The organism is Parendozoicomonas sp. Alg238-R29 (assembly GCF_947331445.1).
GTDB lineage: Bacteria > Pseudomonadota > Gammaproteobacteria > Pseudomonadales > Endozoicomonadaceae > Sansalvadorimonas.
This window is the reverse complement of sequence record NZ_CAMZOG010000042.1, coordinates 24072-38327: the sequence shown is the minus strand read 5'-3', so window position 1 is coordinate 38327 and position 14256 is coordinate 24072. Positions and strand designations below refer to the sequence as shown.

The following is a 14256-nucleotide window of genomic DNA, read 5'->3' as shown; positions in this document are numbered from 1 at the left end:
GTCGCCCTCGCTCGATAAGAAAACCAGCGTCGTCAGTTTAGTCTACGAATCGTGGCTGAGGTTAGGTGGTAATCAGGATGTTTTTTAGATTGTTTAATACATCATGGTAAATATTGTCGCGATAATCAATAACACACTTTGTTAAATGTAATAACTCTTCGGTTGTTAGGGTTGGCCTGTTGTGTTCTCGGTTATTTAATTTAAATTTTAGGTCGGTATCTTTAACAAAATGAGCAATGATGTCTGGTCGTGATATGAAGTGAGAAGAGACCTTGTCGAGACGATTAAAAATAACGTAACCTGGCTTTTCAGTACTGAATGCAAGAGCCTGCGCCTGCCATCTCATTGCTCGTTTACAGGCTTCTGATAGAGTCATAGCAGATTCAGGTACATCCAATAACGAGCAATAATTTGGTTTGCAAAGGACATTCTGTAATCTCTGCTTTAATTCTTGGCTTTTACTTCCTTTTTTAAATATTTGAACGTCATGAAAATTTGATCCACTCACTCCTTCATCAGGATGAGGCTTTCTCAGGGCGATGCTCTCATCAGAAAATGCGTATCGATCATCTGGTATTAGATTCAGGGGGGGAGGTGGGCCAACTATCCTTTTCTGCCATGGCTCCATTAAGGTATGGCGTTCGATATTATTTGCTGGCGTGTCATCAGGACATCGAGTATTCGGAGTGAGCTTCGAATAAGTGTGTTTAACTTTCCTTTCATTTAGGCATGTTTCCTTTTGATGAGGCCATTGAGATGTATGAATTAATAACGTGGGAGCCCCAGAGGCGACAGCAACTTCACTTGATGTTGGTAAATAAATGCTAGTTTTTGGAACAATTTGTTCGTCATACTTACAAGTACCTGAATCCGAACAGTTTATTGAATATCCTATTTCTGAATTTGTTCCTTGCATTATGACCTGCCTCATTATCCATAATCCACTTTTAGAGCCATGGAAATCTGAAAAGTTCCGGCGATAAAAAGCAGTTAGTTCTTATAATATTTTCAAACTTTATAATCATGTTGTACATTTTATTGGTTAGATAGCGATATTTGAATACACGGTTCTGTTGCAAGCTTTCAGATAAATCAAAAGTCATTATTCTCCAGACACAATTATGCCGTCAAAGAGTAAAAATACTCCCACGGTTTCGTTGACTCAGAATCTGAATATTGGCCTTTTCTCAGCATATGAGATAGCGCAATACCAGCGAGTGCCGCCTTGGCAGAATAGAAACCCTTGAACTGCATCATAGTGCGGGTAATCCTTTTCACAAATCGATGATCCTCCTCCACAATGTTGTTCAGGTATTTGCTTGGGTAAATGGTGATCTTTGGCTCTTTATCCTTGAATGTTGTGTTGATAGAAGTGAGAGCAGATATATTGCTGCCGCTTTTATCAATACTCACTTTTTCTGGTTGTCCATGTTGGCGGATAGCCTTACGGAAAAGGCCTTGGCAGCTTTTTATCTCGCTTTTTGGTAAGAAGGCAATCAGCAGCACTTCCTTAATCATACGCAGACTGAGAGGATAAGTGATATACCAGCGAACAGCCTGCAGAATGATATCTTTGGGGAAGTGGCGACCGGAAAACGTCATCCGTGAAAGCTCAGAAGTGGAAGAGGTTGCGGGTTCTTGCTGGTATGGGCTGAGTTTGCAACAGAACCTGAAATTCAGGTTGTTGCAGTGCTTCTGGCTTCGTAAGTTGTCTGACCTAAGCTGAGAAGGTTTTGCTTGAGAATGATCAGGAAGCTGTCGGTCATTTCACTAAGGTTTGAATTTTCTTCCGTTAGCCACCGTAAAATAACCCGGTGAGCGGCTCCGGCTATCATATCCAGTAGTAATTGAACGGGTTGGTTACTCAGAAGTCCGGTAGCCTGTGCCTCTGTCAGTAAGTTTCCAAGGCTGTCCATTAGAATGGTTTGGGTGAACTCTTCATTGCCAACCCAGTTTACCGGAGGAATATTCAGGAAAATAATACGGGCGACAGCCTGATTACTTTCGTAAAAACCAAAGAATGCTCTGGCACATCTCTCAGCCCTTTCAATAACAGAGCCGCCACTTGATGCGGCATGACTCACGCTTTGATAGAGCACATCCATATCTTCCCTAATACAGGCAAATAGTAGCGACTCTTTGTTGCCAAAGTATTTGTAAACCGTTTGCGGGCTGACTTTGGCTTCTTTGCAGATATCTCGTACGCCGATATCGTTGAAGGTTCCCGCTGAGAACAGGCGAATAATCGTCTGGCGCAGCTTTTCAAGTGCATCAGGGCTGATTGTGCGGCGGTCGTTGTGTTTTTTTGGGGCTGTCATATTTATCTGTATAGCTGTTAACTCTTATATCTCAGAAAACGAGAAACATTATTGCCGCTTTGTTTTCTGTAATTAGATAAGTATCTGACCTGTGTTCATCATACCAGCAGTCGCTGCATCTGGTGCTATATAATAATAAGGTGATAGGTGTCGTTTATGGGTTGTTCTGCAGGCTGGTGCGCGGGTTCGGCTATTTTTCATCAAGAATGTTGCTTCTCTTTATGGCATGTTTCGAGCTCTGGGAATTCGTGCAGGATTGGTTCGGTAAACCGCAAGGTTGCAAAGCTTGACCTTCCAGTTAGGGTAAGGGTTATCTTGTGATCTATAACCTTGACAGGAGTTGTTGTCATGAGTGCTTTGACAGACACATTTATAACCCTCTCTTTACCTGGCATTTCCTGTGCCGGTTGTGTAGGGAAAATCGAGAAAGCCCTGAACTCTGTTCCGGGAGTCACCTCCTGTTCTGTAAATCTTGCTGAAAAAACGTCCCGCGTGAGTGGCACTGCCGAGCCTGAAGCTGTTCTGGCGGCCATTCAAGGTATTGGCTTTGATGTTTCTTTGGTGGAAAGCGAAGCAGAAAATCGCCGTAAACAAGAGTTACGAGATCAGCAGGAATTAACCCGACGAAAAAAGTATACGGCACTCGCTCTTGGGGTCAGTGTTCCCCTTATGGCTTGGGGGATGGTCGGCGGTGATATGACAGTCACCCCAGGCATCAGTCAGATGTACTGGGGGCTGGTGGGTTTAGTGACTCTGGCTGTGCTGGTGGTTAGTGGCGGGCATTTCTTCCGTGGATTGTGGTCTTCTTTGAAAAAACGCAGTGCCACTATGGATACTCTTGTTGCTTTGGGTACCGGTGCGGCATGGTTATTCTCTATGACTGTCGTGCTGTTCCCTGAAGCACTGCCAGCCGCTGCACGGCATGTATATTTTGAAGCCTCGGCCATGATTATTGGTTTAATCAATTTTGGCCAGATGCTGGAGTTGCGTGCCAAAGGCAAAACCGGCGACACCATTAAACGTTTGTTCCACTTGCAAGCCCCAATGGCACGCCTGGTAACGGCCGAAGGGGAAAGGGATGTTCCCGTTGAAGCGGTAAAGGTTGGCGACAAGATTCGTATTCGTGCTGGTGACAGCGTTCCCGTTGATGCCATTGTTCTGGAAGGAGAATCCCTGATTGATGAATCCATGTTGACGGGTGAGCCAGTACAGGTTGCCAAAGCTACCGGAGATTCTATAAGTGCTGGCACATTAAACGGCAATGGCTCTGTTCTGGCACAGGCGGAAAAGGTTGGCAGTGATACAGCTCTCGCCCGCATTATCGCACTGGTCAAACAGGCGCAGAATTCTAAAATGCCTATCGCTCAGCTGGCGGATAAAGTGGCTTCAATCTTTGTGCCAGCGGTTATTGCTATAGCGTTTATGGCTGCAGTTGTTTGGCTGGCAGTTGGCCCCGCACCGGCCATCACTCATGCTCTTGTGGTCATGGTGACAGTTTTGATTATTGCCTGCCCCTGTGCCCTTGGTTTGGCAACTCCCATGTCGGTCATGGTTGGTGTAGGTAAAGCGGCGGAATTGGGAATGCTGGTGCGTAAAGGTGAAGCCCTGCAAACCGCAAGTGGCCTGACCACAGTTGTTTTGGATAAAACAGGAACAATTACCCAAGGGCGACCAACAGTAACAGCTATCGAAGCCTGCCAAGGGTTTACAGAAGAGCAGGTGCTTACCCTGGCTGCTGCGGTTGAGGCTGGTTCCAGTCATCCACTGGCGGAATCTGTAGTTGCTGCGGCTCAACAGAAGAATTACAACCTTTCAGCAGTTACAGACTTTGTCTCTGAGACAGGAATGGGAATTTCTGGTTATATCGATGGCCAAAAAATTCTACTGGGAAATGAGCGGCTGATGTCAGCAAATCAGGTGGCTTTTGACCAAATGAAAACAGTGGCAGCAGAACTGGCAGCTATAGGGCAAACTGTAATGTACCTTGCCGTTGCCAATCAGTTTGCTGGTTTGTTAGCTGTTTCTGATCCCATTCGTGAAGATTCCGCTGCCGCAATTAAGCGTTTGCATAAGCTGGGTTTAAAAGTGGTGATGCTGACAGGTGATAACCCGCAAACCGCGAGAGCTGTTGCCGAACAAACTGGTATTGATGTCTATCGCGCTCAGGTCTTGCCGGAAGATAAGGAGGGTTATATTCGGGAGCTGCAGGATCAGGGGGAAATTGTCGGCATGACTGGCGATGGTATCAACGATGCACCAGCTCTGGCTCGGGCCAATGTTGGTTTAGCGATTGGGGCCGGTGCTGATGTAGCCATTGAAACAGCGGATATCACTTTGATGCGTTCCTCTCTGCACAGTCTGGCTGATGCGATTGAGCTATCCAGAGCCACACTCAAAAATATCCGTCAGAATCTTTTTGGTGCCTTTCTTTATAATTCCCTGGGTATTCCTGTTGCAGCAGGTGTTCTTTATCCGCTCACCGGTATGCTGTTGAACCCGGTTATTGCCGGTGCAGCTATGGCTATGTCGTCTGTAACCGTGGTGAGCAATGCCAATCGTTTGCGCTTGTTTAAACCACAAAGAGGCCAGCGGGCATGAACATTTCCAAAGCATCCGAAGCAACAGGGCTGACGGCGAAAACTATCCGGTACTATGAAAGTATTGGGTTGGTGTCGCCTGCCAGCCGCAAAGACAATGGCTACCGCGATTATGATAATCAGCATATCCGTGAGCTGAAGTTTGTCAGCCATGCCCGAGAGTTGGGGTTTTCTCTGGAGGAATGCGGAGAGTTGCTCGGGCTCTACCAGAAAAGTGATCGCAAAAGTGCTGATGTAAAAGCTGTGGCTTTGGCCCGTATTGATGACATTGATCAGAAGATTGTTCAACTGCAGGCCATGCGTGACAGTTTGAAAACTCTTGCATCCTGTTGTCATGGCGATGATCAGCCAGGTTGCCCGATTCTGGATAACCTTGCAGGGGAGTAAACGTCTGGTTCTGGAAGCCGAAATTGAACAACGGAGAAATAGCCTACGCTGTGGTGAGTTTCTTTAGAGTTTGATGCAATGGTTTCACCCGGTATGTCTGATGAGGATGCGAAAGCCAAATATGGGGAAGTGAAAATCACTGATTTGCCATCGAAGGCAAGTGGACACAAAAACTATTTGCGTACGGCTAAACAGCCACAAGGCTGAAAAAAACGGGCAACCATTTGGTTGCCCGTTTTTTTACTTGAAGATTTACTCGGAGTATTCAATGCCAACAATTAACCAGGGCCCGTCTTCACGCTCCTGTTCAAGATGCCAGATATCGGTAATATTCTCTTCCACACGCTCTACATTATCGCGGTAACGACCGCTGAACTTTAAGCTGAGTTCTGTTTTGCCCAGCATGTAATCGCTTCGTACCAACTCTGCATCCACATACATCACTTCGGTGTGCTGATCACCAGTAAGAGTGGCACGCTCCTGTTGCAGGTGAACAAAAAGGTCTGGAGAAACATATTCCCGAATAGTTTCCATATCACCGCTATTCCAGGCGTCCTGGATAGTGCGGTAATGGTTGCGGGAACGATTCAGGAAACCGTTCAGGTCAAAGTTTGGCGGCAAATTGAAAGACACATCACTTTCCGATGAACCAAAACCGCTGTTCTGGGGTTGAGCCTGGGTTTGGCTGCCGGTGTTGCCAAAGTCAGCATCTTTGGATACATCCCCAGACTGCCGGAAATTGACATCATCTGCCCAGCTGCTTTGATTCTGGTTATGAGTCTGGTGAGTATTGGCACCTGCGCCCTGCAAGGCTGTTTTGGGTGAGTGGTGTTCTCCATTCATGGCAGACGTTTTCGCCCGATTCATGCCTTTCAACAGTTTGAACAGAACGAAGGCGAGGCCGGCAATAATCAGAATATCCATAAACTGGATACCTTCGAATGCGCCGCCACCCAGCAGTGAACCAATTAATCCACCAACTAACAGGCCACCTAACAGCCCTCCCATCATGCCGCCGAAAAGACCTTTCTTTTGTGCTTTGCCGGTGTTGTTCAGGCCACTCTGGGTTGTACTTTTGTTAGATGCCGTCGTGGGTGATTTAAAGGAGCTGGGCTGAGCCGGAGCAGTTTTAAAACTCTTGCCAAAGGATTTGCTACCGCCAAACTTTTTGGCATAGGCATCAGTTGGCGCAAGAGTGCAGGTAAAGGCCAGCATAACAGCCAGTACCGGTAGAAGTCGTTTCATCATAGGTTTACGTTGGAACTCCTCGGGAGTGTCATGCGGGTGAACTGGCATCCTAAATTGATGGTGACATAAGTCAAATTTTTCAAGGGGTGGGGAGTAGGTAAATGTTCTGATTGGATGACCGTGTGGCGACAATATCCTCTGCCAGGGGGCGTTCTTAACGTTTTGGTTTGCCGGGTTTTCTGGAGGCTCCAGAAGATCTTCCGTGGTTTCGGGGTGAAGGCCTTTTTCCTGTTCGATTTGGAGCCCTCTTAAAACCTGTACTGGGCTTTCTTGGTCCAGTGGATTCTGGGCGTTTTAACAGTTCTTCCGGGGCGGGTAAGGTTTTCCATTCTCCGATGTTCAGATTATCGACTGTCCACGAGCCGATAGCGTAACGAACCAGTCGCAGGGTAGGAAAGCCAATAGCTGCGGTCATACGCCGTATCTGGCGATTCCGGCCTTCTGAAATTTTAATCTCCAGCCAGGTATCTGGAATGCTGGCTCTTACCCGGATTGGAGGATTACGCGGCCAGATATCAGGCTCTTCGATTTTGCGAACTTTGGCCGGGCGGGTTGGCCCATCCTTTAATGTTATTCCTTTGCGGAGCTTGTCTATATCTGGCTCTTCCGGTACTCCTTCTACCTGCACCCAATAGGTTTTCTCCATCTTATGGCGTGGGTCAGAAATCCGGTTTTGTACGGTGCCATTGTTAGTGAGCAGAAGCAGGCCCTCACTATCCCTATCCAAACGGCCTGCTGCGTAGACTCCAGGGCGCTTAATATAATTTGCCAGTGTGTCCCGGCCTTCACTGTCTGTGAATTGGCAAAGCACCATAAAAGGTTTGTTAAAAAGAATAATTTCGGGAGAGTCAGACATAGAGAAGCAACAGAACCAGAAAACAGGCCGGGATTATACGTGCCGGTTTGCAAAAGGTATAACGGGTCGGTAGGGTTGCCGGGTTTTATTCCTGCCTGCGATACATCTGTTATGCCTGATATTTGCCCCGACACCGAAACTCTCCTTGAGCCAGGTTCTGCTCCTGAGCAGGAGAGGCTCGATATTCTTTATCAGGATGAGTATCTGGTGGTGGTGAACAAGCCATCGGGGTTACTGGTTCATCGTTCGATGATTGATCGCCACGAAACCCGCTTCGCCGTGCAAATTGTGCGGGATCAGATTGGGCAACATGTATTCCCAGTTCACAGGCTGGATAAACCAACATCCGGCGTACTGGTATTTGCCCTGAGCAGTGAAATAGCCCGAAAGTTGGGAGAGCAGTTTCAGGAAGGAAATGTAGAGAAAACCTATCTGGCCGTTGTTCGAGGGATTACACCGGAAGCTGGAGTTATTGATCATGCCTTGAAAGAAAAACATGACAAGATGACAGACCGTAAAGCGAGAAAAGATAAGCCAGCGCAGGAAGCTGTATCGGAATATCGTCGTTTGGATACTGTTGAACTGCCGGTACAGATAGACCGCTACCCTCAAAGCCGATATTCACTGGTAGAAGTAAAACCCCGCACTGGCCGCAAGCATCAGGTTCGGCGACATATGAAGCATATTGCCCATCCAATTATTGGCGATGCGAAACATGGAAAGGGTAACCACAACCGTTATTTTGCGGAGCATCTGAATGCTGGGCGGTTATTGCTGGTGTGTACTGAAATGAGTTTTTCCCATCCAGTGACTGGAGAAAAACTAAAGATAAATGCTCCATTAGACACCGTGTTTACTGATTTGATAAAGCGGTTTGGGTGGGTGTATAAGTGAGCTGTTAGGGCAATAATCAGCAACAATTGGGTACAATATGGGAGAGATAAACAGAGCAGTCTCCTATATGAGCGTGCATAGCTTGTCTTATAGAGAGTTTGAAGAGTATTCATTAGTACATCTTGGTGATAGGGTGAAATATGCTGGGAATATTATTGGATATACTTGATTTTTACGTAAAGACTCTCGATAGACACCACCCCCCAAACCCACTACCATAGCCGTTATGAGTACATTTATAATTGTTCCAGTCGGTGGTGCAACGAACATTGATCAAATATTGCCTCAGAAATTTGGCAATAAGGCCTTGCGGCTGCCAAATGGTGAGTGGCTCGTTGCCTACGACGGTACTAGCCGTCAGCTCTCAGACGATATTGGGATTAGTGAATCTCCATCTGGCTCTGCTATTGTTCTCAACTTTTCTGCCTATTGGGGTCGTGCAGGAAAAGATGTGTGGGAATGGATAGCGGCTAATGGAGGAGCCTGATGTATCACAGACCTGATGCACGAAATAATCCTACAACAACACCAGATCAAGTAGGGAATGCATCCGTTACGCCGCAAGGTTTTGGTCAAGTCGATCATAGCTTCACACTGCAAGCAGTAATGGAATTGCAAAAAAGTACTGGTCAGTTAACCAGTAGCGTTGAGTCACTGAAAGACGTTATTGAAAAACAAGATAAAAAAATTACCGATCTTGAAAGCACCGTTACTGGTGTGTCAAAGAAAATATATGCAGCTACAGTAGTTTTGATAATTCTTGTAACGGTTGGAGGCTTTATCGTTAACAAATCATGGGATCTGATGGTTAAACAAATCACGTTCCAGCAAGAACAAAACATTAAGACCTCCACACCTAAGCCCTAACAAGAAAATCCAGTTGACGCCTATGGCACATCTGATTTAGGCGTTAGAACTCTTCTGCTCATATAACAGGCAATATTAACAGCACTCCTTGATATACGTTTTATGTCTTATATTATAAGGGAATATGTGCTAGAAAAATAGAATGAAAGATGATCCTGTTTTAAGTATCCGTAACAGTGCTATCGCGTCATGTATTGGTGGTGTTTCAGTGGCCTGTATACTCGGATCAGTGAAGTATTTACCAACAGGACTTTTGTTTCTAAAGAAGACAGTTTTCTCGATCTGGCTGTTATTACAATCCACTTATTCTGTTCCACTATGGTTATTTCTCATTCTTATTACCTGCACAAGTGTTCTATTTTATTCTGCAATCATAAAAACCAGAAGCTTTGCTTTCGAACCACGTATTAAATCCTATATTTCAGATGAAATTTATGATGTTAATTGGCGGTGGAAATGGAGAGGAAATGAGATTGTAAATCTATGGTGTTATTGCCCTAAATGTGATGGAACGCTTATATATGATGATAATAACTGTGATCACGCTTTCTGTGATAGACAAACAAAATTTATTTGTGAAAATTGCGATAGAGAAACAATTTCCACTATAAAGGGTGGGAATAAACGGTATACGCTAAATATGATAAAAAGAGAAATTAGACGAAAAATAAGAACTCAAATAAAAGAACACAAGTTCTAACAAATGCTTCCAGTTCGTTCCGGGGCTAAAGCCCCTCCATCCGACGTGCCCTCGGATGAAGCAGGCGTTAGCCGTCTTAAGAGAGTTCAATGCAAAACTTCCATTATTTTTCAGTCCACTATTTTAATGATTGGCTTTATTGGGATAAACGATTCATTGATATGATTGCATCAAATTCAGATAAAGAATCAGCAAAAGCTCTACTTGATGCTGCAAAATATTACAAAATTGTCAGAAATTTCAAAACTATTGATGAACCTTATAGGTTTAAAAAAGCCCATGAGATATTAAATACTGTTGAATCAATATCGCATGACAATGTTTCAGATAAAGTACTTGAGTTGGCTTTTAAATTTGAGAACTCATATGGAACTAATGCTATTTTAGCAGCTTCAAAATTGCTTTGGTTAAAGTTTAAAAGCCCAGTAATTATCTATGATAGTAGAGCTTATAACTGGCTAAAGCGGAAAAATAATAAGATAACCCTGGGTGAATATAAAAATTACAGGGATGCTTGGCTAACCGAATTTGAAAAAGTATTACCAACCATCAAAGAATGCTGTTCTGAGTTAGTGTCTGTGAAAAAGTTCACACAAGCTTACGAACTCAGTGATAGCGAGATTTCTTCATTAACATCAGAACCTTGGTTTCACGAGAGGGTTTTTGACAAATATCTCTGGTTCAATGCATAAAAACGGCTAGCCCGAATATTTCACCAAAATCAGAAGGGCGAGATGGGTTTAACCCTTACCCTCAGCCGTATTATCAATGACCCTCGGATATTGAACGTTGCCGCCATAAAACCGAACCCCTTCTGCGTCAGCGTATTTATGCGCTGGCCCTTGGCTATGACGGGGACGATCTGAACGATCATCAGCAATTGCGGGATGATCTGGCTTTGCAGGCCGCCGTTGATCGCGATGAGCGTTTAGCCAGCCAGATAACGCTGTGGCCAGATAACGCTGTGTCGTTTTGAAATGGAGTAAGGGGGAGGTGTGTCTGAAAACTCTGCTGGTATCTCTTTATGCCCAAGATTTAACCATGAGGTGTTCTTTCCATAAGAACATCTCATTTGCAGGATAGTATTGGAGCCTGATGACATATCCGGGTTAGCGTCACTGTAAACATGCCCGCCCCCTCACAATAGTGGAGGCGGGTATGTTTCTTTGTCGTGGTTTATCAGGGGGTGGTGAATGTACCGTTATAGATACCGTTCTCCTCTGTTCCCAGAATAGGGTTGCTACCAAACATCATCACCCGGTTTACACGTTGCGTATCAAGGCCATTGTTCACTGCCTTCCAGCCCGTGCGGCCATCAGTGAAGCCCATAAGAACGCCATAACCTGTGACGGTTAGCAACAAGCTGTCCTGATAAGCAGCAATGCTACCAACTGAACTGTTTCCTACTATCTGGGTAAGATTGCCACTGATATCCTGCCAGCTATCAGCACCATCGGTAAGACGATAGACACCGTTACCTGCTCCATACACCGTACCATTGTTGTATGCCAGTGCTTGTACATCCGTAGCATTCTTTAACCCGTGATTGATTTTGGACCATGACTGCCCATCTGATGTTTTCAACGGCCCAAGACCCATGCTGGCAGCATAAAGGCTTTTTTCCGTCGCAAGGAAGTCCTTCAGAACACTTGTTTTCTGGTCAAACGTTTCAACTTGCTTCATCTTCGGCGAACCCGAGGTGTAATCAGACACTTCATAGATGCCCCACTGGTTACCCGCATATATTTTTCCATTAAACAGGGTGACGGTTGCTCCAGCAGAGGTCGGCAAAACATCAGGAAGTTTAATTTCCGCTGTGGTGTGACCACCATCCTCACTGTAGAACAGCTTTCCACTGCAGGTGACCATCACAGTTTTACTGTTTTGACTGTCGATATCTTTCACAGTGTTCCAGCCAAGGGTATCCATGCCTTCTTCCAGCTTTTCCGGGTTGTGAATAACCCACTTCTCTTCATCAGCGTAAAGGAAAACATTACTGTCGCAATCAACATAATTAAAGGTAGCGGCCTGATAAGGGGAAGAAATGGCTCCAGAGGCAACAACCTGCAGATAGCCATAATCACCGGCAAAAGCACTGGCATAAACACTGGTCACAGTATCAATCTGTTTTACGGCTCCGGTATTCGGGTCATAACTCTCCAACACACCCTCATCAAGCAAAGCCATCACCAGTTGATCATCCACAATAGACATGGAAGAGAGAGGGCGGTCTGGCCTGTCAAAAGTAGCCCAGTCAGACTGTCCAGGATGACCTGAAATCACTTTACTGGTCTGGAGTGATGTGTAGGGACGCTCCCCTAGATAGGGTTGATTGGTGACATAGATCCGGCCTGTGGAATCATGGGTCACACTGCTGATCGGCGGAGCAGTTCCAAGGTCATTAAGATAAGCACCTTGCTCCCAGTTTTTTCCATCGCGGCTTGAAAAAACAGAAGCGATATCAGTTGGATTAGGTTTCGCGTAACTCTGGCCGACGACATAGAAAGTGTCATCAATGACAGTCACGGGCTGCCAGGACCAGCTGCCAACATAAAAGTAATCTCCCACCTCGTTCCAGGTCGCCCCGTTATCATTACTGTAAATTAGAGAGGATTGGGGAACATCTGTTTTAGCGCGACTCATTGCCAGTAATGTACTGCCATTAGAAACAATGAAGCTGGAAGTATAACCGTCGACACCAGAAGAAGATGTGTCCAGCTTCTTCCAACTGACACCCTCATCATCAGAAATGAACATTCCCTTTGAGGACGCTATGACCAATGCATCATTATGGGTGATGATGTTGAAAATCGAAGCCTTGGAGACAACAGAATTCTTGACCGCAGTCCAGGTTGCGAGATTGTCCTTGCTCATGAAAAGCCCTTCATCCGTAGCGATGAAAAAAACATTCCCTTTCAACAAAAGGTCATTCATACCGTTGATATGATCCGGGCTGACAATAACTTTGTCTTGTCCATAACCATCACTGGTATAGAGCTTTCCGTACTGTGTCCCAAAGTAGAGTTTGTCTTCAATTTTTTTTACAAAGTTAACGCTGCCCCCATGAACTTCATTTAAATGATCCCAGGTAACACTCTTACCATCAGCCGTACCTGCCACAGAAGACGATAGAGACTTATAGTCAACAGCATTTTCCTGCGGAGCCCCTAGAGCCAGAGTACTGGCACATGCTAGAGCCAGGAGAGAGGGAAGCCGGAATAAACCGACATTGCGAGAGTGGTGAGAGTGGTGAGAGTGGTGAGAGTGGCAAGAAGTACTACTTTTTCTTGTGTTGTTTACAAAGTATGTCATAACGGGTGTCCTTCAAGTGATAGATCGGCACCTCCTGGCTGGTAAGAGGGCTTCTGGCCAGGAGAGTTGCAGACTTTGAGAACCAATGAGGCAGGGAGTTCACTTTCACAGCGAAAGATGTACAAACGCTTTGACAGACTCGTTAGCGGCGCTGTTCAGCGATTAAGTTGAGAGTGAATTAAGTTGAGAGTGAATTAAGTTGAGAGTGAATTAAACTGTCGTCGACGTATTTCATTGGCTGGAGAACGTCATGACAGAAACATTCACCCTCACTTCCCAGACTCTACCAACGATTAGAACAGAGCTTTTGTGTCACCGCGTGATGGCACTGCTGGAAAACGATCAGGCGGAGCTCCTTCAAGGAATTGTTGAACTGGATGAAGCCTTCTTCCGTGAATCTCATAAAGGTTTACGCCACCTCAAACAGCCCGCCAGAATCCCGACTGGGACAAAATGTACGGGAGAAGGTTTTCCATCTTCAGCATGTGAATGCCTACCACAGTGAACTGAAAGGTTAGATTCAACCACTTTATTGCTGAATGCCGACAAGGCCCTGTGTGATCACGAGGAGATTCTGTGGACACCGGGCCTGCCCGAAGTAACTCTTGCCATTGCTGGCGCAGACCTTGCCATTACTGGCGCAGACCTTGCCAAAGTGTTGGAAAAGGTGGGCAACCCTGTCTTCTGGTTATAGTGCTTAAGCTTTGTCTTTTTGTCGTTTCTCAAAAGCGGCCATCTGTTCTGGTGTGGCAGGTAACTGATATTTTTCCTTCCACTCGCTGTAGGGCATGCCGTAGACTCTTTCTCTGGCCTGCCCGTCGCTAACTTCCACACCAGCTTCATCTGCTGCAGACTTGTACCACTTTCCAAGACAGTTGCGACAGAAATCCGCCAGAATCATCAGATCGATATTCTGCACATCTTTATTGTTATCAAGGTGCTCAAGTAATTTGCGAAAGACCGCTGCATCAAGTTTATCTTGAGTGGCTTGATCAAGGTCTGTCTGAGAGAAAGGAGTGGTCATTGTTGTTATATCCTGTACGGCCTGATTTTGTGCAGGAAGTCTAACGTGGTGAT

At 45.6% G+C, this 14256-nt stretch carries 15 protein-coding genes and 1 pseudogene; 9 read left to right on the top strand and 7 right to left on the bottom strand.

Features of this window, described 5'->3' with window-relative positions; translation table 11 throughout:
- Positions 1-61 precede the first annotated feature (61 nt).
- The 3 genes from QMA35_RS11975 to QMA35_RS11965 form a co-directional block, all read right to left on the bottom strand.
- Entirely contained in the window at positions 62-916 is an 855-nt protein-coding gene (locus QMA35_RS11975; protein ID WP_281647384.1) for a hypothetical protein, read from the bottom strand.
- Between the two features lie 203 nt (positions 917-1119).
- A complete protein-coding gene (locus tag QMA35_RS11970) occupies positions 1120-1602 on the bottom strand; it encodes a DDE-type integrase/transposase/recombinase (RefSeq protein WP_281647383.1) in 483 nt (160 codons plus the stop codon).
- A 74-nt stretch (positions 1603-1676) separates the two neighbouring features.
- A complete protein-coding gene (locus QMA35_RS11965) occupies positions 1677-2318 on the bottom strand; it encodes a TetR/AcrR family transcriptional regulator (protein WP_281647382.1) in 642 nt (213 codons plus the stop codon).
- Positions 2319-2666: 348 nt separating this feature from the next.
- On the opposite strand from QMA35_RS11965, the gene QMA35_RS11960 reads away from it, so the two are divergent.
- Complete coding sequence (locus QMA35_RS11960) at positions 2667-4916, top strand: heavy metal translocating P-type ATPase (RefSeq protein ID WP_281647381.1); 2250 nt, start codon at positions 2667-2669, stop codon at positions 4914-4916.
- Positions 4913-5302, top strand: coding sequence for a Cu(I)-responsive transcriptional regulator (cueR, locus tag QMA35_RS11955; protein WP_281647380.1), 390 nt, complete (start codon positions 4913-4915; stop codon positions 5300-5302). The genes QMA35_RS11960 and cueR overlap by 4 nt, the downstream gene beginning before the upstream one ends.
- Positions 5303-5554: 252 nt before the next feature.
- On the opposite strand, the gene QMA35_RS11950 is transcribed toward cueR, so the two are convergent.
- Positions 5555-6598 (bottom strand): TIM44-like domain-containing protein, encoded by a 1044-nt coding sequence (locus QMA35_RS11950; RefSeq protein ID WP_281647379.1) that lies wholly within the window; start codon positions 6596-6598, stop codon positions 5555-5557.
- A 106-nt stretch (positions 6599-6704) separates the two neighbouring features.
- Positions 6705-7406 (bottom strand): pseudouridine synthase, encoded by a 702-nt coding sequence (locus QMA35_RS11945; protein ID WP_281647378.1) that lies wholly within the window; start codon positions 7404-7406, stop codon positions 6705-6707.
- 39 nt (positions 7407-7445) lie between these two features.
- Between QMA35_RS11945 and truC the strand changes: the two genes are divergently transcribed.
- From truC to QMA35_RS11920, 5 genes and pseudogenes are all read left to right on the top strand, one after another.
- A complete protein-coding gene (gene truC, locus QMA35_RS11940) occupies positions 7446-8300 on the top strand; it encodes a tRNA pseudouridine(65) synthase TruC (RefSeq protein ID WP_281647377.1) in 855 nt (284 codons plus the stop codon).
- 226 nt (positions 8301-8526) lie between these two features.
- Positions 8527-8787: a hypothetical protein gene (locus tag QMA35_RS11935; RefSeq protein ID WP_281647376.1), complete on the top strand. Its 261-nt coding sequence runs from the start codon at positions 8527-8529 to the stop codon at positions 8785-8787.
- The gene (locus QMA35_RS11930) at positions 8787-9167 is read left to right on the top strand and encodes a hypothetical protein (RefSeq protein ID WP_281647375.1); all 381 of its coding nucleotides are present in this window, start codon (positions 8787-8789) and stop codon (positions 9165-9167) included. The genes QMA35_RS11935 and QMA35_RS11930 overlap by 1 nt, the downstream gene beginning before the upstream one ends.
- Before the next feature lie 861 nt (positions 9168-10028).
- The gene (locus QMA35_RS11925; RefSeq protein WP_281647374.1) at positions 10029-10559 is read left to right on the top strand and encodes a hypothetical protein; all 531 of its coding nucleotides are present in this window, start codon (positions 10029-10031) and stop codon (positions 10557-10559) included.
- Between the two features lie 119 nt (positions 10560-10678).
- A pseudogene (locus QMA35_RS11920) lies at positions 10679-10777 on the top strand (hypothetical protein); the annotation flags it as partial.
- 269 nt (positions 10778-11046) lie between these two features.
- On the opposite strand, the gene QMA35_RS11915 reads toward QMA35_RS11920, so the two are convergent.
- A complete protein-coding gene (locus QMA35_RS11915) occupies positions 11047-13179 on the bottom strand; it encodes a hypothetical protein (RefSeq protein ID WP_281647373.1) in 2133 nt (710 codons plus the stop codon).
- A 250-nt stretch (positions 13180-13429) separates the two neighbouring features.
- Here QMA35_RS11915 and QMA35_RS11910 point away from each other — a divergent pair, with 250 nt between their 5' ends.
- The gene (locus QMA35_RS11910; protein ID WP_281647372.1) at positions 13430-13684 is read left to right on the top strand and encodes a hypothetical protein; all 255 of its coding nucleotides are present in this window, start codon (positions 13430-13432) and stop codon (positions 13682-13684) included.
- Positions 13685-13711: 27 nt separating this feature from the next.
- Positions 13712-13873, top strand: coding sequence for a hypothetical protein (locus QMA35_RS11905; protein ID WP_281647371.1), 162 nt, complete (start codon positions 13712-13714; stop codon positions 13871-13873).
- Positions 13874-13876: 3 nt separating this feature from the next.
- On the opposite strand, the gene QMA35_RS11900 is transcribed toward QMA35_RS11905, so the two are convergent.
- Complete coding sequence (locus tag QMA35_RS11900) at positions 13877-14203, bottom strand: DUF1244 domain-containing protein (protein WP_281647370.1); 327 nt, start codon at positions 14201-14203, stop codon at positions 13877-13879.
- Between the last annotated feature and the right edge of the window lie 53 nt (positions 14204-14256).

Bases quoted from the DNA above. Each gene is read 5' to 3' on its own strand.
- QMA35_RS11965 (WP_281647382.1), bottom strand. From the start codon at position 2,318: ATGACAGCCCCAAAAAAACACAACGACCGCCGCACAATCAGCCCTGAT.
- QMA35_RS11950 (WP_281647379.1), bottom strand. From the start codon at position 6,598: ATGCCAGTTCACCCGCATGACACTCCCGAGGAGTTCCAACGTAAACCT.
- QMA35_RS11900 (WP_281647370.1), bottom strand. From the start codon at position 14,203: ATGACCACTCCTTTCTCTCAGACAGACCTTGATCAAGCCACTCAAGAT.
- QMA35_RS11945 (WP_281647378.1), bottom strand. From the start codon at position 7,406: ATGTCTGACTCTCCCGAAATTATTCTTTTTAACAAACCTTTTATGGTG.
- QMA35_RS11915 (WP_281647373.1), bottom strand. From the start codon at position 13,179: ATGACATACTTTGTAAACAACACAAGAAAAAGTAGTACTTCTTGCCAC.
- QMA35_RS11925 (WP_281647374.1), top strand. From the start codon at position 10,029: ATGATTGCATCAAATTCAGATAAAGAATCAGCAAAAGCTCTACTTGAT.
- QMA35_RS11935 (WP_281647376.1), top strand. From the start codon at position 8,527: ATGAGTACATTTATAATTGTTCCAGTCGGTGGTGCAACGAACATTGAT.
- QMA35_RS11970 (WP_281647383.1), bottom strand. From the start codon at position 1,602: ATGACGTTTTCCGGTCGCCACTTCCCCAAAGATATCATTCTGCAGGCT.
- QMA35_RS11960 (WP_281647381.1), top strand. From the start codon at position 2,667: ATGAGTGCTTTGACAGACACATTTATAACCCTCTCTTTACCTGGCATT.
- QMA35_RS11975 (WP_281647384.1), bottom strand. From the start codon at position 916: ATGCAAGGAACAAATTCAGAAATAGGATATTCAATAAACTGTTCGGAT.
- QMA35_RS11910 (WP_281647372.1), top strand. From the start codon at position 13,430: ATGACAGAAACATTCACCCTCACTTCCCAGACTCTACCAACGATTAGA.
- QMA35_RS11930 (WP_281647375.1), top strand. From the start codon at position 8,787: ATGTATCACAGACCTGATGCACGAAATAATCCTACAACAACACCAGAT.
- cueR (WP_281647380.1), top strand. From the start codon at position 4,913: ATGAACATTTCCAAAGCATCCGAAGCAACAGGGCTGACGGCGAAAACT.